The sequence below is a fragment of the Paenarthrobacter sp. UW852 genome (assembly GCF_024608385.1).
Taxonomy (GTDB): domain Bacteria; phylum Actinomycetota; class Actinomycetes; order Actinomycetales; family Micrococcaceae; genus Arthrobacter.
The window spans coordinates 314,842-337,375 of sequence record NZ_JAMSGY010000003.1 but is presented as its reverse complement, the minus strand read 5'-3'; the positions used below and the strand labels follow the sequence as shown (position 1 = coordinate 337,375).

The 22,534-nt window shown below is 62.8% G+C and carries 19 protein-coding genes; 11 read left to right on the top strand and 8 right to left on the bottom strand.

Going from position 1 to position 22,534, the window contains the following annotated elements:
- Positions 1–2: 2 nt before the first annotated feature.
- Both NEK97_RS07705 and NEK97_RS07700 read left to right on the top strand, forming a co-directional pair.
- Complete coding sequence (locus NEK97_RS07705; protein ID WP_257369220.1) at positions 3–1,016, top strand: ABC transporter permease; 1,014 nt, start codon at positions 3–5, stop codon at positions 1,014–1,016.
- Positions 1,013–2,719 carry an ABC transporter ATP-binding protein gene (locus NEK97_RS07700; protein WP_257369218.1) on the top strand — a complete coding sequence of 569 codons (1,707 nt, stop codon included), beginning with the start codon at positions 1,013–1,015 and terminating at the stop codon, positions 2,717–2,719. Before NEK97_RS07705 ends, NEK97_RS07700 begins: the two co-directional genes overlap by 4 nt.
- 78 nt (positions 2,720–2,797) lie before the next feature.
- On the opposite strand, the gene NEK97_RS07695 is transcribed toward NEK97_RS07700, so the two are convergent.
- Positions 2,798–3,454, bottom strand: a complete 657-nt coding sequence (locus NEK97_RS07695) for an NADPH-dependent F420 reductase (protein ID WP_257369217.1) — start codon at positions 3,452–3,454, stop codon at positions 2,798–2,800.
- A 160-nt stretch (positions 3,455–3,614) separates the two neighbouring features.
- Here NEK97_RS07695 and NEK97_RS07690 point away from each other — a divergent pair, with 160 nt between their 5' ends.
- Both NEK97_RS07690 and NEK97_RS07685 read left to right on the top strand, forming a co-directional pair.
- Positions 3,615–4,004 carry a chorismate mutase gene (locus NEK97_RS07690; RefSeq protein ID WP_235520619.1) on the top strand — a complete coding sequence of 130 codons (390 nt, stop codon included), beginning with the start codon at positions 3,615–3,617 and terminating at the stop codon, positions 4,002–4,004.
- Positions 4,005–4,007: 3 nt separating this feature from the next.
- Positions 4,008–5,042: a hypothetical protein gene (locus NEK97_RS07685; protein ID WP_257369216.1), complete on the top strand. Its 1,035-nt coding sequence runs from the start codon at positions 4,008–4,010 to the stop codon at positions 5,040–5,042.
- On the opposite strand, the gene NEK97_RS07680 is transcribed toward NEK97_RS07685, so the two are convergent.
- From NEK97_RS07680 to NEK97_RS07655, 6 genes are read right to left on the bottom strand one after another with little or no spacing between them, the layout of a single operon-like run.
- Positions 5,039–5,764 (bottom strand): DUF4166 domain-containing protein, encoded by a 726-nt coding sequence (locus NEK97_RS07680; protein ID WP_257369215.1) that lies wholly within the window; start codon positions 5,762–5,764, stop codon positions 5,039–5,041. The two genes, NEK97_RS07685 and NEK97_RS07680, sit on opposite strands and share 4 nt — an antisense overlap.
- Before the next feature lie 11 nt (positions 5,765–5,775).
- Positions 5,776–7,068, bottom strand: a complete 1,293-nt coding sequence (locus tag NEK97_RS07675) for a DUF58 domain-containing protein (RefSeq protein WP_257369214.1) — start codon at positions 7,066–7,068, stop codon at positions 5,776–5,778.
- A gap of 32 nt (positions 7,069–7,100) precedes the next feature.
- Positions 7,101–8,141, bottom strand: coding sequence for a MoxR family ATPase (locus NEK97_RS07670; protein WP_257369213.1), 1,041 nt, complete (start codon positions 8,139–8,141; stop codon positions 7,101–7,103).
- Positions 8,138–9,340, bottom strand: a complete 1,203-nt coding sequence (locus NEK97_RS07665) for a DUF4350 domain-containing protein (RefSeq protein WP_257369212.1) — start codon at positions 9,338–9,340, stop codon at positions 8,138–8,140. The genes NEK97_RS07670 and NEK97_RS07665 overlap by 4 nt, the downstream gene beginning before the upstream one ends.
- Positions 9,337–10,020, bottom strand: coding sequence for a DUF4129 domain-containing protein (locus NEK97_RS07660; protein ID WP_257369211.1), 684 nt, complete (start codon positions 10,018–10,020; stop codon positions 9,337–9,339). Before NEK97_RS07660 ends, NEK97_RS07665 begins: the two co-directional genes overlap by 4 nt.
- On the bottom strand, positions 10,017–11,291 hold the full coding sequence (locus NEK97_RS07655; RefSeq protein WP_257369210.1) for a hypothetical protein: 1,275 nt from the start codon (positions 11,289–11,291) through the stop codon (positions 10,017–10,019). Before NEK97_RS07655 ends, NEK97_RS07660 begins: the two co-directional genes overlap by 4 nt.
- A gap of 223 nt (positions 11,292–11,514) precedes the next feature.
- Here NEK97_RS07655 and mtrA point away from each other — a divergent pair, with 223 nt between their 5' ends.
- From mtrA to secA, 7 genes are all read left to right on the top strand, one after another.
- Positions 11,515–12,189 carry an MtrAB system response regulator MtrA gene (gene mtrA / locus NEK97_RS07650; protein WP_211714198.1) on the top strand — a complete coding sequence of 225 codons (675 nt, stop codon included), beginning with the start codon at positions 11,515–11,517 and terminating at the stop codon, positions 12,187–12,189.
- 151 nt (positions 12,190–12,340) lie between these two features.
- Positions 12,341–14,125: an MtrAB system histidine kinase MtrB gene (gene mtrB / locus NEK97_RS07645; protein ID WP_255774221.1), complete on the top strand. Its 1,785-nt coding sequence runs from the start codon at positions 12,341–12,343 to the stop codon at positions 14,123–14,125.
- Positions 14,122–15,840: an LpqB family beta-propeller domain-containing protein gene (locus tag NEK97_RS07640; RefSeq protein WP_257369206.1), complete on the top strand. Its 1,719-nt coding sequence runs from the start codon at positions 14,122–14,124 to the stop codon at positions 15,838–15,840. The genes mtrB and NEK97_RS07640 overlap by 4 nt, the downstream gene beginning before the upstream one ends.
- Positions 15,841–15,946: 106 nt before the next feature.
- Positions 15,947–16,948, top strand: coding sequence for a ComF family protein (locus tag NEK97_RS07635; protein WP_257369205.1), 1,002 nt, complete (start codon positions 15,947–15,949; stop codon positions 16,946–16,948).
- A gap of 142 nt (positions 16,949–17,090) precedes the next feature.
- A complete protein-coding gene (gene hpf / locus NEK97_RS07630; protein WP_257369297.1) occupies positions 17,091–17,819 on the top strand; it encodes a ribosome hibernation-promoting factor, HPF/YfiA family in 729 nt (242 codons plus the stop codon).
- Positions 17,820–17,848: 29 nt separating this feature from the next.
- Positions 17,849–19,138 (top strand): winged helix-turn-helix domain-containing protein, encoded by a 1,290-nt coding sequence (locus NEK97_RS07625; protein ID WP_257369204.1) that lies wholly within the window; start codon positions 17,849–17,851, stop codon positions 19,136–19,138.
- Between the two features lie 42 nt (positions 19,139–19,180).
- Positions 19,181–21,922 (top strand): preprotein translocase subunit SecA, encoded by a 2,742-nt coding sequence (gene secA / locus NEK97_RS07620; RefSeq protein WP_257369203.1) that lies wholly within the window; start codon positions 19,181–19,183, stop codon positions 21,920–21,922.
- Positions 21,923–22,015: 93 nt separating this feature from the next.
- Here secA and NEK97_RS07615 read toward each other — a convergent pair whose 3' ends face one another.
- Positions 22,016–22,438, bottom strand: a complete 423-nt coding sequence (locus tag NEK97_RS07615) for an Rv3235 family protein (RefSeq protein ID WP_257369202.1) — start codon at positions 22,436–22,438, stop codon at positions 22,016–22,018.
- Between the last annotated feature and the right edge of the window lie 96 nt (positions 22,439–22,534).

Below are 22,534 nucleotides of genomic sequence, written 5' to 3'. Positions count from 1 at the left end.
CCATGAGCACACCAACGCTCACACCGCCCCGGCAGCCCCTGTTCTCGAGGCTTCCGGTAGTGTCCCACCTCAAGAAGAGCGTAGGGCTCCAACGCGGCATGCTCATCGTGGGGGTAGTCCTGAGCGGGCTGTTCATCCTGACGAGCATTTTCGCACCGCTGCTGGCACCCTATGGATATTCCCAGCTCAGCGATGCCTCCGGTTCCTTCCCCACGCAGCAGGCTCCCGGTGGAAATCACCTGTTGGGAACCACCGTGGGCGGCTACGACGTCCTGTCGCGGGTTATCTGGGGATCGCAGACGGCCGTGACGGTCATTATCGTGTCCGTTGCAATGTCCCTGTTCCTCGGCGTCGCCCTGGGATTGCTCAGCGGGTACTTCGGGGGCTGGCTTGACCGGATCCTCGTGGTGGTCGCGGACGCCATCTACGCCTTCCCGACGCTGCTTCTGGCGATCGTGATCTCCATTGTCATCAGCCGTGGCCAGTCCAGTTTCTGGGGCGGGATCTTCTCCTGCGCGTTCTCGATCACCGTGGTGTTCGTCCCGCAGTATTTCCGCGTGATACGCGCCGAAACCATCCGCCTCAAAGCCGAACCATTCGTCGAATCGGCCAAGGTCCTGGGCGCCTCGAGCCTGCGCATCATCGGACGGCACATCTTCAAGAACGCCACCAGGACCCTGCCGCTGATGTTTACCCTCAACGCATCGGAGGCCATTCTCACCCTGGCCGGCCTGGGCTTCCTGGGCTTCGGCATCGAACCAACGTCAGCAGCCGAGTGGGGTTTCGACCTCAACAAGGCATTGGCTGACACCTCGTCGGGAATTTGGTGGACAGGTGTCTTCCCGGGCATCGCGATTGTCCTGACAGTGCTGGGCTTGACGTTGGTCGGCGAGAGCATCAACGACCTCAACGACCCCCGCATCCGCGGACGCAAGCGCGCCGGCAGGACCCCGGTACTGTCCGCAACCCCGGAAACAGGAACGCCGGAAACCCCGGCAGAGGCAGGAAAGCCATGACCACCAACCTTGGAAATGTCTCAGACCAGTCCGTTGCTGGTGAGCCCGTGCTCACCATTGACCGTCTCCAAGTCACTTTCGCCACCGATGGCGGAGACGTTCACGCCGTCAAGGACGTCAGCCTGGAGGTGAAGGCCGGTGAAGTAGTGGCCATCGTGGGCGAGTCGGGATCGGGAAAGACCGTCACCGCAAAAACGATCCTGGGCTTGCTTCCCGAAACGGCCATCAGCTCCGGTGCCGTGGTGATCAATGGCAACAACGTGATCAGTGTCAGCAAATCCACGCTCAGGAAAATCCGTGGCAGGGATGTTGCCATGGTCTTCCAGGAACCCTCCACGGCGCTGAATCCTGTCTTTACCGTCGGATGGCAAATAGCCGAAGGTATCCGGGCACACGCAACGGACGGCAAGCGTGTTTCCGCCAAGGAAGCCAAGAAGAGGGCCACCGAGGCGCTGCGGAAAGTAGGTATCCCGGACCCTGAAACCAGGGTCGATTACTATCCGCACCAGTTCTCCGGGGGCCAAAAACAACGTGTCGTCATCGCCGCGGCGCTCGCGTTGAACCCCGGGCTGATCGTGGCCGATGAACCCACCACGGCGTTGGACGTCACCGTCCAGGCCGAAATCCTGCAGCTGCTGCGCGACCTCAGGGACAACTACGGCACCTCGATTGTGCTCATCACGCACAACATGGGCGTTGTGGCTGACCTCGCTGACCGCGTGGTTGTCATGTATCAGGGCGACGTGGTGGAGGAGGCGCCGTCCCGCGTCCTCTTCGCCGAACCCCGCCAGGAGTACACCCGCAACCTCCTCGCCGCGGTTCCCCATCTTGGCCGGCACTCGGCCTCTGAAGGTGCCCGGAGCCGCCTCCACCAGGATGGCAAGGTACTGGTTGAGGCCAAGAACCTGACAATTGAGTACCCGGGCCGGTTCGGACGGCACGGGTTCAAGGCAGTGGACAACGTCAGCTTCACGGTGTCGGAGAACGAGGTCTTTGGCCTGGTGGGTGAATCCGGCTCCGGAAAGTCCACGATTGGTCGCGCCATCGCAGGCCTGAACCGGACAACCGGGGGCAGCTTGAAGGTGCTCGGCTACGAGATGCTGGACTTCAAGGAACGATCGTTCCGTCCACTGCGGAAAGAGATCGGGTTCGTCTTCCAGGACCCGGCGGCGTCCTTCAACCCGCATCTGACCATTGGTGAGTGCGTGGCGGAGCCGCTGGTCATCCACACGAAACCGAGCGCCGCCGAAGCGAGGAAAAAGGTCGGTGAGCTACTCGAATCAGTCCAGTTACCGGCGTCGTATGCTCAGCGCTACCCCCACGAGCTATCGGGTGGGCAGCGGCAACGGGCCTCGCTGGCGAGGGCGCTGGCGCTGAACCCGCGGCTTCTGATCGCCGACGAACCCACGTCGGCCCTGGATGTGTCGGTGCAGGCCAAGGTACTGGACCTCTTCAAGGAGATCCAGGAGCAGTTCGGCTTCGCGGCGCTCTTCATCAGCCACGACCTCGCAGTGGTGGACATGTTGTCGCATTGGGTGGGCGTGCTTTACAAAGGCCAGCTGGTGGAGCAGGGGATCGGCAACCATGTGATGGGTTCGCCCCAGCATGACTACACCAAGCGGCTTATTGCCTCGCTGCCGGTGCCGGACCCGGACGAACAAGCACGACGGCGGGAAGCGCACCGGGCACTGCTGGGCGGCTAGCCCGGCATTTATCCCGGCGCGTGAGCTACGGCAAAGGCACGCCCCCTGCATGGGGGCGTGCCTTTGCCGTAGTTGTTTCTATTCGGAAACGATGCCGATATTGAACATCTTTCCTTGGGGCTGTTGCATGAAAATCCGCAACCAGAGGGGGAGCCACATCTCCATTGCGCGCGCAGCGTCCAGCCCGCCCAGATCCCGGATGTGCGCGGGCGTCCACCCAAATTCCTGGAGCAGGCCCGACACTACGGCCTTGGCGTCAGCGTCGTTGCCGGCCATGAAGATGTCATGTGGTCCCGGGAGCCGGCCGGGATCCACCATGACCGGTGCGGTGACGGTGTTCAACGACTTCACCACCCTGACTCCCGGATGGGCTCTTTGGATGGTTTCGGCGATGCTGTCCGTATTGCAGACCGTGAGCGGGGGAGGGAATCCCTTCGATGAATCCAAGGGGTTGGAGACGTCCAACAGGATCTTGCCGTCCAGCGTGCTGTCACCTGCCTCGGCCAGGACTGACAGGCTCACGGTGCCGGGGGTTGCGTTGATGATCAGGCTGGACCGTGCACAGGCCTCCGCGAAGGAGCCGGCGCTTGCCCCTGTGCCGGCGCTTCGGGCCCATTCCATGCCTTTGGGATTACCGGCCTCGCGGGAACCCATGGTTACTTCATGACCCAGGGTGACGAGTTTTCCGGCGAGCGCGTGCCCTACCATTCCCGTACCCAGCACAGCGATTTTCATGGGAGCTCCTTTGCCTAGGCTGCGGTGATGGTGCCATTCTGCTCCGTTTCCGGCGGCAGGAACACTGCCCACACCGGCTCGCCAGGCGTGGTGCATGCCCTGCTTGCGGAGGGCAGGTAACAACGGCGCCGTCACGTCCCCACACCCTAGACTGGGGTGCATGACCGAGTACAACAATGCCCTTCCCGATGACGCCGATTCCTTCAACCCGGCTGCGAGTTCCCTGGCCGGCCAGGTGGACCGCGCCGTCATGGATGAGCTGCTGTCCATTCGGTCCAGTATCGACAACATTGACGCGACCCTGGTTTTCCTCCTCGCGGAACGCTTCAAGGCCACCCAGAAAGTAGGGGTGCTCAAAGCCACGCACAAGCTTCCTGCTGGTGACCCGGGGCGTGAAGCTGCCCAGATCGCGCGGCTGCGGAGACTCGCTGAGGACGCGCACCTTGATCCCGCCTTCGCGGAGAAGTTCCTGAACTTCATCATCAGCGAAGTGATCCGACACCATGAGGCTATTGCCGAGGATCACCAGATCTCCAGCCAGCAGGCCTGATCCATGTCCTCATTGAATGACCTGCGTGCCAGTGCCACGGCGCTGGGGCCGTGGCCAGGCAGCGACCCGGCAGAAGCAAACCGGATTATCCGCGGCGAGTTGGGCGACCCGCATCTTCCGTTCCTGCCGTCGTTGCCGGACAGGGGTGTGGGATCGGACCCCGTTGGCCGAACGGGTTCCCTGCTGGTGGACCTGGCCATCGATGTCCAGCCCCATGGGTGGCGTCTGGTGGACAGGCCCGGCAAGGACGCCCAACGCGCTCGTTCAGCCCTGTCTACCGACATCAACATCCTGGCCGACATCGCCGGCGCCGAGGATATTTCGGCCACGGCCCTGAAAGTCCAGTTGCTGGGCCCGATGAGCCTCGCTGCCAGCCTTTACCTGCACAACGGGGAGCGGGCCCTCCTGGACTATGGCGCCAGGCGGGATGTTGCGGAGTCCCTTGCTGCGGGCGTTGGCGACTATGTCCGCAGGATCTCAGCCGCGGTGCCGGGCGCCGGGATCGTGGTCCAGGTGGACGAACCGGATATCACGTCGATCATGGCAGGGACCATCCCGACGGCGAGCGGTTACCGAACGCTGAGGTCCATCCCGGGGGAGGAAGTGACAGGCGCTTGGCAGTTGGTCATCAAGGCGCTCAAGGCTGCGGGTGTGGTGGAAACCGTTGTTTCGGTTCCCGAAATAGAAGCACCCATTGACCGTGTGATCGCTGCCGGGGCTGACGGTGTCGCCGTGCCTCTCAAGGCCCTGACGACCCGGCAATGGGAACAGCTTGCAGAGGCCGTGGAAAACGGCAAACGCTTGTGGGCGGGTGCCCTGCCGACGGGAGATCCCCAGTCCCTGCTGCCCCGGACTGCCGACGTGGTGGAGTGCATCTGGAAACCGTGGCGCCAACTCGGCTTGCCGGCATCGCAGCTTGCCGGGGTTCGGGTCACCCCGTCCACTGGTTTGGAACACTTCACACCGTCGTCCGCCAAAGCCGTCCTTTCGAAGCTGACGAAGGTCGCTGACGGTCTGGACCAACTCATCCAGGGCTAAATCCGTTCCTCCCAGCGGTCCGGTTCCGCGTACCGAGGGAGTGTTGTGCCGGGTGCCGTGCCCGGCAGGTAGGGTGCCAGGCGGTAATCGAACCGCCCGGCATACACCAGGACCAGGCCGATCTGCGGTTGGATGACCTTGACCTGGATCCGGTGCTTGCCCTCGACGCCGTCCCACCACTGTTCGGCGTAGGCGCGGGCGTCCAGGGCTTCAGGCAACGGAATCCGCAACGGCCCCAGCAGGAGCCGGCTTGCTTTCGACACTCCACGCAGCCGGCCCTCTGGGGTGACGCTGACATCCAGGTCCGTGACCAACCGGCGGTACCGGCCCACATGGTCCACCAGCCGGGCTTCCACCCCAGGTGCCGGTTGCCCGCCGGACGTCGGAATGGCACTGGTCGTGTCATGGAAAAGCCGTGTTCCGGACGGGAAGTAGATCTCGCGGCGGGCTGTGAGCGCTGGTCGCCCAAAGGGGTCGACATGGGCATGGTTTTCTATGCGGAACGCTATGCCTTCACCGTACTCGGGGAAGAAGGCCTCCTCACCTCCGGTCAATGCGAGGAGGGGGCGCAGCCACTTCTGCCGGCAACCCACAACATCGAAGATCCCCTCGCCTATGCCATAGGTGCCTGAACCGGCGGAAAGCGAAAAGTACTCCTGGAGTTCCGGCGTCAGTCTCTTGAAGTCCTCACCGAGGGCGAGTTCATAAATGGGGCTGTTCATGGGCGTCCTTCCTAGAGCCGTCCGGCGGCTTTGAGCCGTATATAGGTGTCTGCGAGCAGAGGCGGAACGTCGAGGGGATCAGCGTCCACCACCTCGGCTCCGAGTTGTCGCAGCTGGGCTGTAACAGCGGCCCGCTCCAACAGCGCGCGTTCAGCGGCGGCTGCACGGAACACCTGGCTGGCCGTGGTCCGTTGTTCCTTCATCCCGGTGAGCAGGGGATCGCGGACCGAGGCAACCACTACCGCGTGTTGACGCGACAACTGCGCGACGGTGGGGAGCAACCCTTCCTCGGGGGCGCCGCCGTCGAGCGCCGTCAACAAAACCACCAGCGAGCGGTGCGCCGAGACGGCCCGCACTTGGCCCGGTATCTGTTGCCAGTCAAGTTCGATTAGTTCCGCTTCCAAGGGGGCCATGGCCTGGACCAACTGCCCGAGCAGATTGCCCTTCGACGCCGATTCGACCCGGGCGCGCAGCCTCCTGTCGTAAGCGAGGAAGTCCACCCGGTCTCCACCCCTCTCGGCGAGCACAGCCAGCAACAAGGCGGCTTCGATGCCTGTATCGAGGCGGGGTTCATCGTTGATTCTCGCGGCGGCTGTGCGGGACGTGTCGAGGACGATGACGACGCGGCGGTCCCGCTCCGGGCGCCACGTCCGCACCACTACGGAGGTCCGGCGTGCCGTGGCGCGCCAATCGATGGACCGGACATCGTCTCCGCGGACGTAGTCCCGCAGGGAATCGAACTCCGTTCCGGCGCCGCGGATCTGCACAGCCGCCTTTCCGTCCAGTTCCCTGAGCTTCCTTAGCTTGGAGGGCAGATGCCGCTTGGAGTGGAAGGGTGGCAGCACCCGCAGCCGTCCGGGGAGCACGCGCGTACGCTGGCGGGCGGCCAGGCCCAAGGGCCCCATTGAGCGGATAGTCAGGTGCGGGCTTTCCAGGTCCCCGCGACGCCGGGGTACCAGGGCCACGTTCAGGCGGCGCCGCTCACCGGCCGGGACCGTGAGGCTTTGGACAGGGCTGATGGCTCCCGCGGAAGGCTGCCATGCATCACGGATACGGGCCCGCAGTTTACGGCCGGTGGGATTGGATACCATCACCACCGAATCCGCTTGGCCTTCAAGCGTGACGTTGCCGGGTTGCCGTCGTTCCAAACCCAGTTTGGCCGGAGACACCGCCACCACAAGGTCAAGGACCAACAGGAGCAGGAGTCCGATGCCGACAAAGAGAACAGTGCTCCACGCGGGGAACACCACCAAGGGAACCAAGCCCAGCACGGCCAGGAGCACGAAACGCCCGGTAATTGCCACTTAGTCCGCCCGGTCCTTGAGAAATCCTGGAATCATCGCGGCACCGGGACGGACGCCAGGATACTGCCAAGGACATCGTCCACCTGGATGCCATCCATCTGGGCTTCCGGCCGAAGGCCCACCCGGTGCCTCAGGCAGGGCAAGGACAACGCTTTGACATCGTCCGGGGTCACGAAGGTCCTGCCCGACAACCACGCCCACGCTTTGGACGTATTGAGCAATGCGGTGGTACCTCTGGGGGAGACCCCGAGCTGGAAAGAAGGTGCGGACCTGGTGGCCCGCACCACGTCCACGATGTAAGCAAGAATTTCGGGTGCAACGGTCACATCCGCTACTGCCGCCTGGGCGGCGGACAGCTCGACGGCGCCAGCGACCGGCAGCACGCCGGCGGCTGCGAGGTTGCGTGGATCAAAGCCGACGGCATGGCGCCGGATGACCTCAATTTCCTCGGCCCTTCCCGGCAACGGCATGGTCAGCTTGAGGAGGAAACGGTCGAGCTGGGCCTCAGGCAAAGGATAGGTGCCTTCATACTCCACAGGATTCTGCGTGGCCGCCACGATAAAAGGAACCGGCAACGGACGGGACAGCCCATCGACCGAGACCTGGCGCTCCTCCATGGCTTCCAACAGTGAAGCCTGGGTCTTCGGCGGTGTCCGGTTGATTTCATCCGCGAGCATGATGTTCGTGAAGACCGGGCCTTCGCGGAAAGTGAATTCGGACGAGTGGGAGTCGTACACCAGGGAGCCCGTCACATCGCCTGGCATCAGGTCGGGGGTGAATTGCACCCGCTTGGTGTCCAGGCTGAGAGCGGTGGACAACGCCCGTACCAGGAGTGTCTTCGCCACCCCGGGCACACCCTCCAGGAGCACATGGCCGCCACACAGCAGGGCGATCAGCATTCCAGTCACGGTGGCATCCTGGCCAACGACAGCCTTGCCCACTTCCGCCCGGACGTTGAGCAGCGACTGTCGTGCAGGGTCTTCTCCGGCCGGCCGCTCCGGTGCCTGCTGTGGGGCGGCGCCGCCTGCGTGTTGGCTGTTGCTGTCCGTGTAGCTGTTCGGCTGGCTGCTCATCGGGCGGTTGCCTCCTCTTCGATTCGTTCGATCTGTTGGGCCCACTGCACCAGTTGGCCTTCGGTTGCGGGTATGGCGTCGATCAGGACTGACCGTACTTCCGGTGCCGGCCTCCCCAAGCGGTTGGAACAGGCGTCCACGATGGCTTCGGCGGTGGCGTCGGCCCCGAGGTTGAAATGACGGGCCAAGCGGGTGAGGGTTCCTGCCCGAAGATTGTCCGCTGCGCGGTCTATGGCCCGGGAGTCCTGGTACAGCCGGGCCCTTCCCTCTGCTGTCTCTGCTGCCTTGACAACCACGGGAAGCGGTTCAAAGACCAGCGGCCCCATGCGCCTGCCCCGCCAGGCAATGGCAAGGACGGCCACCAAGCCAAGCCAGGGGCCGGCGAATGCCAGCCATCGGGGTGCCAGCTCGTTCAGGGTAGGTGTCGAATCCGATGCCGCAACGTCTTCGATGCCGGGTAGGTACCAGACAAGCTCGGCATTGTTCCCAAGGGTTCGCAGCGCCAGGGCGGCGTTTCCCTCAGATGCGAGGTGTTCGTTGTCGAGCACCTCGGTGCTGCCGATGGCAACCAACCTCCCGTCGGCTGATGCGGCGTAGACGCCCGGTCCACCGTCCCGGATGGGGTAGCAGACTACGGGACCCTGGAAAACAGGTCCCTGCACGGAAATTCTGCCGGCCGACGTGGCGTCCTCCTGCTCGCAACCCGGCTCTATCGCGGTGGTTGCTTCAGGAACGACGCCACCGGGATGGAAGTCCGGCCCCAGTCCACCGAGGCTCCGCAACCTTGGCTTGACCAGCACCAACCGGTCGGCCATCGCCGCAACATCCTGTACTTGGTCCTGATTGAGGAAACCACGGGGATCATAGACAAGCACTGTGGCTCGGGGCTTTTCAGTCAACGCGGTCCGGGTCTCCTCCAACGTGTCGGTCGGAGTGACGGAAACGCCGTGCTGCCCCAGGATTTCTGCCGCGGCCATGGCGCCATCCGGGGCGGGATTCCGGGCGGACAGGGGGCGCTTGTCGCTGTTGCCAGTGAGAGTGGAAACAGCGAGAAAGGCCACCAAGCCGGCGAGCAACGCACCGATCGCGATCCACGCCAGGTTCTTTCGGAACCAGTCAGGGAAGCCGCGCCGGGAGGAGCCGCTGGTGGGTGCCGCCTCATCCGAACCTTGGGAGTGTTCCTGCAAAGTTGTCGTCATCGTGGCACCGCGAAGCCGGGAGCTGCCTGCCCTGCATAGTCGGGCTTCATGGCAAGGACATCGGTATCCAACTGGCGCAGGGAACCGTAATCGGCTTTCGTAGCCCCCGCCTCGCCGTAGCGTATTGCGTCGAACACGCGGGCAGCGGCAATGAGCCTGCTTTGTGCGGCGCCAAAAACACTTCCCAGTTGGGCTGCAGCTTCGTCTGCGGTCCTGCCGGCCCGGACATCAATGACGTCCCGCTCTTCGGCGGACCTGACCAGGGCGCGGAACAAGTCGACGACGGCGGCCGGCCAGTCGCCGTCGTCGGCCGCAGCTGCGGCACGCGAACGGTACCCGTCCGCATCCATGATGCGTTCGTCACCATAAATGTCCGTGTCCGCTGCTTTTCGCCGTGCGTTCAACCGTGGCCGGACAACAAAGATGGCCACAATAATGACCGCTACGGCCACAGCAAGGATGATGGGCACGGCGAGGTCGGGGCCGGGACCGGACAGCTCCCCGTCGAAGGACGAGAGCCAGTCCAGGAAATCCCGCCACAGCTGGTCAACCCAGCCTGGACGTGCGTCGGGGTATTGGGCTTTTGCGAGTTCTTCGGCGGCCCATTGGCGCGCTTCGTCGCGACCCGGTACCACCGGGGGCTCCGTGCCCACCGGTACGTTCCAGCCGGGAAACCTCATGCGGGAGGACGCTGACCAGGCGGGATGTATGGAAATTGTCCACCGGCTGGTGGCTGCCCGTTGCCGGGTAGGGCCGAAGGGGTGCCCGGGATGCCGTCAGGGTCCGCTCCGGTTTCCATTAACCGCATCAGCTCCACATCAAGGCCATCACGACGCATGCGCAGGTCCATGTAGAGCAACGCCAGAACTGACGCCTGGAAGGCAAAAGTTACCGAGCCCACCAAAGCTCCGATGGCGGAGGAAATAACCGTACTGACCACCATGGTGGAAGCGACTGTGTCCTGGTCGGGATGGGGCGAGACCACTCCGCCGATGGCAGTGGCAGCCAGAGAGGCCGGGATCTGCACGATCTGGGCAATGATTCCCACCATGATCGCCACTACGAGGGTGATCCCGAAAATACGCCACCAGTTGTTCTTCGTCAGCTGCCAGGACCGAAGGAGGCCGTCATAGACGCCCGTGCGTTCCACGACGATGGCCGCCGGGGCGAGCATGAGCTTCAGGCCAATCCACACAATAAGGACGACTGAGCCCAGCCCCACCGGGAAGACAATAAACAAGGCCATGGGCCCCATTGCCGTAAACAGCAATACCGCGATCCCCGCTACGGCAGCAACAGCGAGCAACCCGCCCAGCGTCAGCAAGGCTGCTACGCCAAGCAGAGGCCAGATCCTGCGTCCGGCGAGCGTCCACATCTGCTTGAAGCCGGTCCGTCGGTTAAGGACCGACCGCGCCACCGGGACCACCAGAACTCCCTGGAGGACCGAGCCAAGGAAACCGATCAAGACCGAAATACCCATGGCCCCTGCCATGACGGCAAAGACCGGGCCCATCGCTTGGAGGAACTCCTCCTCGGAGTTGACGGTTTCAAGGGATGAGGTCATCTGGACCATCCCCACCGTGACTGCCCCGATCAGGATCGCCCCGATGGCCTGCACGATCAGGGCCGAGCCAAACATCGCCGCGGCGTTGCGGCGGATGGTCTGGAAGGAGCCGTCGAGGATCTCGCCGAACTGCAACGGACGCAATGGAATGACGCCGGGTTTTGGGGGCGCAACGTAGAGGGGCTGGCCGTAGGGAGCTCCGGGTGGCCACCCTGGCGCAGACTGTCCCGGGACGCCTTGGCTACCGGCCTGCGGAACTGCCCACGCTGGAGGGCCGCCCCACTGTGGCTGGTTGCCCCACGCGGGTTGGTTGCCTGGCGGTGGCTGGTTGCCCCACGCGGGTTGGTTGCCTGGCACCCCATCCTGGCCGTGCTGTGGTTGTGACACGATATCCTCCCCATAAGGCCCGCTCCGCCGACGTCCGACGTCCCCCATACGGACCCTCGCACTCAGCCTATAGTCCCGCCGTCGTCGCTCCTAGCCTGCCGCGGTGCCGCCGTCGACAAGCATGGCCGCGCCGTGGTGCGTTACGGTGGAATTGCCCTGGGGGCGCCATGCCGTGCGCCGTGCCCAACGGGACAAAGACTTGGCGATAAGGGAATATATAACTATGAAGGCACGCATTCTGGTAGTGGACGACGACGAAGCACTCGCGGAGATGATTGGTATCGTCTTGCGCAATGACGGCTTCGAGCCCGTCTTCTGCGCGGATGGCGGACAGGCCTTGGAAATCTTCCGTTCCTCGAAGCCCGACCTCGTGCTGCTGGACCTCATGCTCCCGGGCTCGGACGGCATTGAAGTGTGCCGCCAAATCCGTGGCGAGTCAGATGTTCCCATCGTGATGCTCACGGCGAAGTCCGATACGTCCGATGTGGTCCGTGGCCTCGAGTCCGGTGCCGACGACTACGTGCCCAAGCCCTTCAAGCCCGCCGAACTGGTGGCGCGTGTTCGTGCGCGCCTGCGTCCGGGCGAACAGAAGGCCCCCGAAACGCTGCGTATTGCGGACGTCACGATCGACGTCGCAGGGCACTTGGTGACCCGTGGCGGGGAGCGCATTTCGCTGACGCCCCTCGAATTCGACCTTCTTGTGGCCCTCGCCCGGAAGCCGTGGCAGGTCTTTACGCGCGAGCTCCTCCTCGAGCAGGTGTGGGGGTATCGGCATGCCGCGGACACGCGGTTGGTCAACGTCCACGTCCAGCGTTTGCGCTCAAAGATTGAACGCGACCCGGAAGCGCCAGAGGTTGTCTTGACGGTGCGTGGTGTCGGATATAAAGCAGGTTCCTGAGTCCGCAGCCGGCGAGGCCGGCGCGGCAAAAGGGGATGCTGCCCCCGAGGTTTCCGAAACAGCCGGCGTCGAACAACCGACGCCGGATACTTCGGCCACCCCAAAGCCGGCAGAATCGTCCCCGCCTCCGGCACGGGACCTCTCGTGGTTCCTGACCCGTACCCGGATCTGGACGCGTCGGGCCCTGATCCTTGTCCTGAGGGTGTCGCGGCTGGTCGTCACCGGCATCAGGCACATCCGGCCTGGCCTGCGCTTCCTGTGGAAGTCCTTACTGCGCCGCTGGCGCCGTTCACTGGAATTCCGAACGGTCCTCACCACGTTGCTCCTGGCCGTGACATCGTTCGCCATCGTGGGTGCGTACCTTTCCAACCAAATCGCCAACAACCTGTTCCAGGAACGACTCGCCCAAGCGGAGTCCGAGTCACGCTACAACGTCAAACAGGTCCAGGACACGTTCGACGGCGCCCAGGTCACCGACCAGTCGAGCGTCATCACCTTGGTTTATGACACCCTCACTGCGGTGGAAGGCCGTGGATCGGTCATTCAACGGCGATACGTCTTCGAAGCCAAACCCGAACAGACCAAGCCGCGAAACCGCTGGGTCGAGTCGAGGGCCTCGGACCAATTGACGGTCCGGGTCATTCCGCCGGAGTTGCGCAAGGCCGTCCAGGAAGGCGGGAAGCAGCAGTTCTGGGCCTCCACGCAGTTCCCCGTGGGCAACGAGGACCGGCCCGGCATCGCGGTCGGAAACCTGGTGACGTTCAACGGCACGGCCTATGAGCTGTACCTGATCTATGACCTCAACACGGCCCAGCAAACCCTCAATGAGATCCAGAACGTCCTTTGGGCCGGTGGCGCCGCACTGGTTCTCATGATTGGTGCCATTGCCTGGTACGTCACCCGGAATGTCGTCAGTCCCGTGAGCCACGCTGCAGTGGTCTCGGAGAAGCTAGCCGCCGGGCAGCTGCAGGAACGCATGGTAGTCAAGGGCGAAGACGAGGTGGCACGATTGGGTGCCTCGTTCAACCACATGGCTGCAAGCCTCCAGGAACAGATCACCCAGCTGGCGACGCTGTCCCAGATGCAGCAGCGCTTCGTCTCCGATGTCTCCCACGAGCTCCGCACCCCGCTGACCACCGTGCGCATGGCCGCAGAGGTCCTTTTCGATGCCCGTGACGAGTTCGATCCCATGAACAAAAGGTCTGCGGAGCTGCTCTATCACCAGGTTGAGCGTTTCCAGTCGTTGCTGTCGGACCTGCTTGAGATTTCCCGGTTCGACGCCGGCGCCGCCGTCCTTGACGCCGAGCCCCAGGACATCTTCCAGGTGATTTCCCACGTCATTGACGGTGCGGCGCCCGTGGCCGAGGAGTATGGCTCGGAAGTCCGGCTGAGCGCCCGCCAGAAGAGCATTGTGGTGGAAATGGACTCCCGGAGAATCGATCGGATCCTGCGCAACTTGCTGCTCAATGCACTCGAACATGGTGAAGGCAGGCCCATCCATGTTTCGGTGGCAGCAAACCATGATGCTGTGGCCGTGTCCGTCAGGGATCACGGCATCGGCATGAGCCAGGCAGAGGCAGCGAGGGTATTCGACCGTTTTTGGCGGGCAGATCCGGCCCGTGCCCGAACCACTGGAGGGAGCGGCCTTGGCCTGTCAATCGCTGCCGAGGACACCAAACTGCACAACGGATGGCTGCAGGCCTGGGGCCGTAAGGGATCGGGATCCAATTTCCGCCTGACGCTGCCGCTGCGCCAAGGCGGCACCATCGTAAAGTCGCCGTTGCTTCTGGAACCTGCGGACATCGAATTCCCCGGATCGGCAAACGAACGCCACATGCTGGTGCTTGGTACGGGATCCACGGGCAATCCCGGTCAGACCGCTTCAGATGCTGACCGGAATCCGCAAACAGGCAGCGGAACGGGAGAGGCCCCGTGACGAGAACGCGTTTTGCCCGCTCCAAGGCCGCAGCCGTCATTCTGGCCGTGCTGATGCTCCTGCTCACCTCCTGCGCGCAAATTCCCCGATCAGGACCAGTTGGCAAGAGCAAGGATGAAGGTGCAGGCAATCCGAATGCGCCGGTATTCTTTCCTGCCGCTCCGCGGTCCGGTTCCAGCCCGGAAACCATCATTGAGGACTTCTACATGGCCGGCAGCGGCTATGAGGACGATTACCCTGTTGCCCGCCAGTACCTGACACAGGCGCAGTCGGTGACCTGGAAGCCTGACAAGAAGGCCCTCGTTTTCCGTGCGGCGCACGTGGTCAAGGCTGCCGCGGAAAACGAATACGTCTACGAACTTGATCTTGCCTACTCCGTGGACGCTGACGGCGTTGCCACCCAGTTCCCACCGGGAACCAAGGAGACCATCCCCCTGACCTTGGAGCAGGTAGAGGGGGAGTGGCGCATTTCAAAGGTCCCGGACGGCACGGCTATTCCGGAAGAAACGTTCAAGGTCATTTATGGGGCAAACCCCATCTACTTCTACGACCCGACCTTCACCTACGCGGTCCCTGACTATCGGTGGTTCATCAAGAAGAACACCGTCAAATCGATGACCAGCGCCTTGTTGGCCGGCCCGGCACCCTACCTTCGGGGCGCTGTGGTCAGTGCTTTCCCATCGGGGATGAAACTTGCCCGCGAATCCGTGCCCGTGGTCTCAGGTGCTGCGCAGGTGGACCTGTCGGCGAAGGAACTGTTTGATGCCTCCGCGGAGGATCGCCAGAGGATGCAAAACCAACTGGCCCTGACCTTCAGGAGCCAGCCTGATGTCATCAACGTCCAACTTCGGGCAGACCAGGACCTGGTCCGGGTCGAGGACAACGGAACGGTGCTGCCGCCCGTGCTGGACAAAAATGTTCCTGCACACCAGATCGCCGTGAACAATGGTGACCTGGTGCGGTACGAGAACAACAGGGTTTCCCCGCTCCCGGACATCCAATCCGTTGCGGGCTTGGGGCCGCATGCTCCCGCGGAGTCGCCAGTGTCCCAGACGGCCGCCTTCCTCAACGGTGACAGGACCACCCTGTACTCCATCGAACCAGGCCAGCCCGCGCGACAACTCACCACCAGGAGCACACTGACCGGGCCATCGTTCAGCCCACAGGATTGGGTTTGGACCGCGGGGCCCGGTGCCAACGGCGCTGCCGAAGTGGTGGCGTACAAACCCACCGGAGTTCCACCGGGCACCACCGTGCCTGCCGTCACGATCACCCCGTCCTGGCTCTCGGGCCGGACCGTGAAGGATTTCCGGGTGTCCAGGGAAGGGACGCGGGCCCTGGTCATTTCGGAGGCCAACGGCAAATCCGCGGTCCAGATCACCGGAATAGTCCGTACTCCTGACGGCGTGCCCAAGGACCTCACAACTCCCGTCACCCTCCTTAGCACCGGCAATGCAAACCAGGGTGTGTGGATTAACGGGTCAACGGTAGCCGTGATGTCCGGCTCCGCGACGTCCACGGTTGTTCCGGAGTTGCTCAGTTTGGCCTCAGGGGAACCCCAGCAGCTCGCACCCTGGGACGGACTGACCAGCCTCAGTGCCGGCAACGGATCCGAGCAGATCTATGGTCAGTCAGAGGCGGGGATCTTCCAGCGGGTCGGCAACGGCTGGGAACTCCAGCTCAAAGGACCTACAGAACCCGCGTTTCCCGGCTGACGTCTTCGTCAGGCCGCTATCACGGCCCTTTGTCCACATGGGGCCTCTGTCCACATAGGGCTACGAAGTCCTTCCGTGCAGTAGTGCACTGGCACAGGCTGATGGAATGACTTCGTTTCCTCCCGCCGCAAAAGCCGCCCGCCCCCGTCGCCGCGAGGACCCTGACCTCGAAGCCACAGCCAGCGGTCCCGCACGGCGTCGCGGACCGGACAGGCAACCCATGGGCAGGATCCTTTCCGCGCTCCAAAGAACCGCGGCTGAATTGTTGGCCCTGCTGATCCCTGTTGAATGTGTCTGCTGCAATGCCGAAGACACCGTCCTGTGTCGAACTTGCGCCAAGCGGGTCCGGCAACTCTGCAGGCAGCCCTTTCGGGCGGAGCAGGAGGCGCCCGCCCTGGTCGAGTTCGACGGTACGGCGAAGATCGGTGTGGTGGCTGCGGGGCCGTACCGCGATGAACTGGCGCAATGCCTGCTCTCGTTTAAACACCATGGCCAATGGAAGTTGGCCGGAGTGCTGGCGAACTGCCTGAGCAAGGCCGTGGACTCTGCCGCAGGTGGCTTGGAAGGCTATCGCCTCGTCCCGGTACCAACCAGTACAACGGCGTTCGCGAAGCGCGGATTCAGCCCTGTGCACCTCCTGCTCTTCTGGATGCGGCTCCGGAGGACACACCCGCAAGGCCGTGCATTGGATGCGCTGGTGAAGACCGCCCGTCCGTTCCGCCACGGGCTGGGCCAATTCGCACCCCGCGATCTTGCCATTTGGCTTGCCAACTCCGTGCTGGGTGGCGACGCCGGCCAGGATCGGGGCGGGCAAAAGGGGCTGGGGCGGGGCGGGAGGGTCAGCAGGGTCCGCGGCTCCATGCGTGTGCGGAGCCGCTGGCGCAAGGAGCTCAATGGTGCCCGATGCATACTGATCGACGACGTGCTCACTACGGGCGCCACCCTGGCCGAGGCTGCGCGGGCCGTCACCGCGGCCGGAGGCGTGGTTTGCGGCGCTGTTGTTCTCGCGGCCACGAGGCCACCAGCCTACGCCTCCGTAGTGATCGCAGACGACCCCATGGCAGTTGATAAGACAAAATCAAAAAATAAACGGCCAAAGGATGAATAACACGTGACGATGAACTAACGTCGGTTGTGGGTACCAAGAACAGATGTACCTGTCGATAGCGGCTCGGAAAGGGGCTCGACTGTCCGTCAGACCAGCCCCCAACAGAGTCGTTGTCGTGTCACCGAGTTATTTGGAGGGCACCATGGAGTTCATGATCAGCGGACGAAATCTGACAGTTTCTGACCGCTTTCGCGAATACGCCGGCGAAAAAATCTCGAAGATTGAATCGCTGGGGGATAAGGTCCAGCGAGTAGACGCCAAGGTTTCCAAGGAAACCAATCCCCGGCAGACGCCGGGCCAGCTCACCGTCGAAGTGACAGTCCTGGGCCGAGGCCCCGTTATCCGTGCCGAGGCCACAGCCGCTGACAAATTCGCTGCCTTCGATCTTGCGTACAACAAGCTGCTGGAGCGGCTCCGCCGTGCGAGGGACCGCAAGAAGGTCCACCACGGCCGCCACACGCCCAAGGCCGTCCGGGAGGCCACGGCAACGTTGGAGCCGGCCAGCACCAGCGAGCCGCTCTACGTCGAGGCAAGCAATCACCAGGACTCCGAGCCACAGACCGATGAGCGTTCTCCCTACGAGATTGAGAACGACATCCCGGCGGGCGATTCACCCGTCCTGATCCGCCGCAAGGTATTTCCCGCAGCGTCGCTGACACTCGACGACGCTGTGGACAGCATGGAACTGGTGGGACACAACTTCTATCTGTTCCTGGACAAGGAAACCAACGCGCCCTCGGTCGTTTACCGGCGCAGTGGCTGGACTTATGGTGTGATTACCCTTGATTCGACGTGCGAACCGGGTGAGGAGGCAGTGGAAGAGAAGATCCACGCCTATCGCTCCGATGACCAGGCCGCTACGGCAAAGTAAGTCGTCAACTCCTGCATGAAGGGACTTCAATGACCGCTTCGCTGAGCCTCTCACAGGCACGGCGGATCGCATTGGCAGCTCAGGGTTTGGCAAAGGTCCGGCCTACCGGCCCCGTCACAGCACGGGCGGTGGGCCGGACCTTTGCCCGGCTCCAGTTGGTCCAGATCGATTCCGTGAACGTAGTGTCACGCAGCCACTACCTTCCGTTCTTTTCCCGGTTGGGTAACTACGACCCCGACATTCTGCATGTCATGGCTGGCCGGAAGCCGCGCAAGATGATGGAGTATTGGGCGCACGAGGCAAGCTTTATCCGGCCGGAGCACTTCCACGACCTCCTGCTGTGGCAAAAGCGCGCTTGGGTGGGCGCGCACACCCTGGATCCCTTGGAACGTCAGGGTATGGAAGACCGCATTCTCTCGGCCCTCGCCTCAGGGCGTCCAATGACCGCGTCCGAACTGACTGCGAAGCTCGGGCATGTCCACGATGCTTCGCGAGACCAATGGGGTTGGAACTGGAACATGGTCAAACGCGTGCTTGAGCACCTCTTTGAAGAAGGAAGGGTTTCCGCGGCTACAAGGACCCAGCAATTCGAGCGGAAATACACCCTCACCACCCGGGTCGTTCCGGACCTGGCTCCGCCGGTCCTTGATCCCGAAGCATCCTTGGACCGACTGATCGAGGCCGCCGCCCAAGCCCATGGCATTGGCACGGTGCGGTGCTTCTCGGACTATTTCCGTACACCGGTGAAGGCGGGAGCGGAATCGGTCCGGCGTTTAGTGAAATCAGGGCGGCTGGAACCTGTCTCCGTCCGCGGCTGGGACCGGGAAACCTTCAAGCACGTCGAGGCAAAATTGCCGCGAAAAGCGGAAGGGCGTGCTTTGCTCAGTCCTTTTGACTCATTGGTCTTTGAACGTCGACGCCTGGAAGAGCTCTTCGGCTTCCACTATCGGATTGAGATCTACACCCCGGCTGCCAAACGACGATTCGGCTACTACGTTCTGCCGTTCCTCCTGGGCGAAAGCATTGTGGCGCGGGTGGACCTGAAGGCGGATAGGGCCTCCGGCCAGTTGCTGGTGCGCTCGGCGTTCGGTGAGGCCGACGCACCGGCGGATACCGCCGTCGAACTGGCCGCAGAGCTCTGCCTGATGGCCCGATGGCTCGGCTTGGACGAAGTGGTGGTTTGGCCCGTTGGTGACCTTGCAGCCAGCCTGGCCAGTGAGGTGGCAGTCCTCAGTGTCGATAGTGCCGGCCCGGCCCAGCCGAGCAGTCCGCTCACAGGTGAACCCGGCAACGTGGCGTTGGTCTCTCCCGTAGACTGAAACAGCCAGAATTCGGCAGCATGAGACTGGGAGCAATTTCACGTGGCATCACTAATCGAAAAACTTCTCCGCACGGGTGACAAAAAGACACTCAAGCAACTGCGGAACTATGCCGATTCCATCAATGCCCTGGAAGACTCTTTCAAGTCCTTCACGGACGCTGAACTCCGTGAGGAAACGGATCGCCTCCGCGCCCGCCACCAAGACGGCGAGACCCTTGAGGCACTGCTGCCCGAAGCCTTTGCCGCCGTTCGCGAGGCGTCATCACGGACCCTGGGAATGCGGCACTTCGATGTGCAGCTGATGGGCGGGGCCGCCTTGCATTTGGGCAACATCGCCGAAATGAAAACCGGTGAAGGTAAAACCCTTGTTGCCACCGCACCGGCCTACCTCAACGCCCTGACCGGCAAAGGCGTCCACGTTGTCACGGTGAACGATTACCTTGCCGAATACCAGTCCGAACTCATGGGACGCGTCTACAGGTTCCTTGGCCTCACCAGTGGTTGCATCCTGTCCAACCAGGACCCAGCGGTGCGCCGTGAACAGTACGCTGCCGACATTACTTACGGCACCAACAACGAGTTCGGCTTCGACTACCTGCGCGACAACATGGCCTGGGATGCCAGTGAACTCGTTCAGCGCGGCCACAACTTCGCGATCGTCGATGAGGTTGACTCCATCCTCATCGACGAGGCGAGGACACCCTTGATCATCTCGGGACCGGCGCAGGGCGACACCAACCGGTGGTACAGCGAATTCGCGAAGGTTGTTACGCGGCTTCAGCCTGAGGTCGACTACGAAGTGGACGAGAAGAAGCGGACCGTCGGCGTGCTGGAAGCCGGCATCGAAAAGGTTGAGGACTATCTCGGAATCCAAAACCTGTACGAATCTGCCAACACGCCCCTCATCGGCTTCCTCAACAACGCCATCAAGGCGAAGGAATTGTTCAAGCGGGATAAGGACTACGTCATCCTCGACGGTGAGGTCCTGATTGTCGACGAGCACACCGGGCGCATCCTGGCTGGACGCCGCTACAACGAAGGCATGCACCAGGCCATTGAAGCCAAGGAAAATGTCGAGATCAAGGCCGAGAACCAGACTCTCGCCACAGTGACCTTGCAGAACTACTTCCGCATGTATTCCAAGCTCTCCGGCATGACCGGTACGGCCGAAACCGAGGCCGCGGAATTCATGAGCACCTACAAGCTTGGCGTCGTTCCCATCCCCACCAACCGGGATATGCAACGTATCGACCAGTCAGACCTCGTGTACAAGAACGAGGTCGTCAAGTTTGATGCAGTGGTCGCTGACATTGCCGAACGCCACGAAAACGGGCAGCCGGTACTCGTTGGAACCACCAGCGTTGAAAAGAGCGAATACCTCTCGAAGCTCCTGGCAAAGGAAGGCATCCGCCACGAAGTCCTCAACGCGAAAAACCACGCACGCGAAGCCTCCATCGTGGCCCAAGCGGGCCGTAAGGGTGCGGTAACCGTTGCCACCAACATGGCTGGCCGTGGTACTGACATCATGCTCGGCGGCAATGCGGAGTTTACCGCCATCGCCGAACTGGCCAAGCGTGGTCTCGATCCCGAAGAGAACTCCGAAGAATACGAAGCCGCGTGGCCCGAAGCGCTGGCCGCAGCCAAGCAGGCCGTCAAGGACGAGCATGAAGAAGTCCTGAACCTCGGTGGTTTGTACGTCCTGGGTACCGAACGCCACGAATCACGCCGTATCGATAACCAGCTGCGCGGACGCTCAGGCCGTCAGGGCGACCCCGGCGAATCCCGCTTCTACCTTTCGCTGACTGATGACCTCATGAGGTTGTTCAACTCCGGCGCCGCCGAACGGCTGATGAACAGTTCAGTACCTGATGACGTAGCGCTCGAGTCCAAGCTGGTGTCCCGCGCAATTGCCTCGGCCCAGGGCCAGGTGGAGGCTCGCAACGCGGAACAGCGCAAGAACGTCCTCAAATACGATGATGTCCTCAACCGCCAGCGCGAAGCCATCTATGGTGACCGTCGCAGGATCCTCGAAGGCGACGACCTTCACGAAAAGGTCCAGTACTTCCTCGAGGACACCATCAATGCACTGATCGAGGCAGCAACCGCCGAAGGAACCGGCGACGATTGGGACTTCAACCAGTTGTGGACGAACCTGAAGACGCTCTACCCGGCCACGGTTACACCCGAAGACATCATCGAGGAGGCCGGCGGCAAGTCACGCGTCACGGCAGAGTTCCTGAAGGATGAGATCCTCTCCGACGCCCGGCTCGTGTACCAGGCCCGCGAAGAAGCCATCGGATCGGAGAGCATGCGCGAGCTTGAACGCCGTGTGGTCCTGTCAGTCCTGGGACGAAAGTGGCAGGAACACCTCTACGAGATGGATTACCTCAAGGAAGGAATCGGGCTCCGGGCCATGGCCCAGCGCGATCCCCTGGTCGAGTACCAACGGGAAGGTTTCGTCATGTTCCAAAGCATGATGGAAGCCATTCGCGAAGAGAGCATCGGGTTCCTGTACAACCTTGAAGTCGAAGTGACGCCCGCCGAGGACGTAGTGGTCGCCGACGATACTGCCACTGGCACGCATACAGAGCACCACGATCCGCAAATCCGGGCGGCAGGCCTGCAGGCACCGGAGAAGCCGGCGCAGTTGCAGTACACCGCACCTGGCGAGGACGGAGCAACCCAGACCCGGGTGGAGGGCCGCGCGTCAGGCCGTTCCGGCAATCCCGCCAAGGCGGCTGGCCAGGAGCCACGCAAATCTGCGAAGAAGAAGCGCCGCTGACCCTCGGTAGCTGCGAGTCTAAAGGGCGAACCCCGGACCTAAGGTCCGGGGTTCGCCTTTATTCATTGGTCCCGCCTTGCGATGGGTACGCTGTCAGCCAATTTCGAGCGCAGTAACCTGCCATACACCATCCAGGCGTTCGAGCCTCATGGCTACCGCGCGGCAGCGTTGCTCTTCCGCCACCACGATGCTGGCCTCACAGATGGACTCGGAGATGGAGCATGTCCGAACGGATCGGACCATCGGACTGCTGTGGGGCTGCTGGCTGCCGCGGACCCTGGCGGCATGTTTTCGGGTGAGAGCCGCCCGGTGCTGCAAGGAGAGGTAACACTCGGCATCAAGGGAATGTGAGAGTTGCTGGAGGGGCCGCGTCCCTGCGAGAACCTCCAAAGCTGCCTGCGCAATGCTCCTCGCAACGAGTCGAACGTCGACGTCCGCGCTGTTGGAGCTGCGGACGACGCCGGTCCCACTTCTGCCTTGACGGCTTGCCGGCCTGCTCGGAGTCGTAACGGTCATGGTCATACCTCATGCATTCACAACATGGGCTCGGGCGTGGGGTCGCCGTTGCCTGGGTGGCTTCTGCTGGGATGACGATGGATGGGAGTCGGGATG

What these genes read in the sequence shown, in the direction of transcription:
- NEK97_RS07705 (WP_257369220.1), top strand. Translation starts at nt 3, where the DNA reads ATGAGCACACCAACGCTCACACCGCCCCGGCAGCCCCTGTTCTCGAGG.
- NEK97_RS07700 (WP_257369218.1), top strand. Translation starts at nt 1,013, where the DNA reads ATGACCACCAACCTTGGAAATGTCTCAGACCAGTCCGTTGCTGGTGAG.
- NEK97_RS07695 (WP_257369217.1), bottom strand. Translation starts at nt 3,454, where the DNA reads ATGAAAATCGCTGTGCTGGGTACGGGAATGGTAGGGCACGCGCTCGCC.
- NEK97_RS07690 (WP_235520619.1), top strand. Translation starts at nt 3,615, where the DNA reads ATGACCGAGTACAACAATGCCCTTCCCGATGACGCCGATTCCTTCAAC.
- NEK97_RS07685 (WP_257369216.1), top strand. Translation starts at nt 4,008, where the DNA reads ATGTCCTCATTGAATGACCTGCGTGCCAGTGCCACGGCGCTGGGGCCG.
- NEK97_RS07680 (WP_257369215.1), bottom strand. Translation starts at nt 5,764, where the DNA reads ATGAACAGCCCCATTTATGAACTCGCCCTCGGTGAGGACTTCAAGAGA.
- NEK97_RS07670 (WP_257369213.1), bottom strand. Translation starts at nt 8,141, where the DNA reads ATGAGCAGCCAGCCGAACAGCTACACGGACAGCAACAGCCAACACGCA.
- NEK97_RS07665 (WP_257369212.1), bottom strand. Translation starts at nt 9,340, where the DNA reads ATGACGACAACTTTGCAGGAACACTCCCAAGGTTCGGATGAGGCGGCA.
- NEK97_RS07660 (WP_257369211.1), bottom strand. Translation starts at nt 10,020, where the DNA reads ATGAGGTTTCCCGGCTGGAACGTACCGGTGGGCACGGAGCCCCCGGTG.
- mtrA (WP_211714198.1), top strand. Translation starts at nt 11,515, where the DNA reads ATGAAGGCACGCATTCTGGTAGTGGACGACGACGAAGCACTCGCGGAG.
- NEK97_RS07635 (WP_257369205.1), top strand. Translation starts at nt 15,947, where the DNA reads ATGACTTCGTTTCCTCCCGCCGCAAAAGCCGCCCGCCCCCGTCGCCGC.
- hpf (WP_257369297.1), top strand. Translation starts at nt 17,091, where the DNA reads ATGGAGTTCATGATCAGCGGACGAAATCTGACAGTTTCTGACCGCTTT.
- NEK97_RS07625 (WP_257369204.1), top strand. Translation starts at nt 17,849, where the DNA reads ATGACCGCTTCGCTGAGCCTCTCACAGGCACGGCGGATCGCATTGGCA.
- NEK97_RS07615 (WP_257369202.1), bottom strand. Translation starts at nt 22,438, where the DNA reads ATGACCGTTACGACTCCGAGCAGGCCGGCAAGCCGTCAAGGCAGAAGT.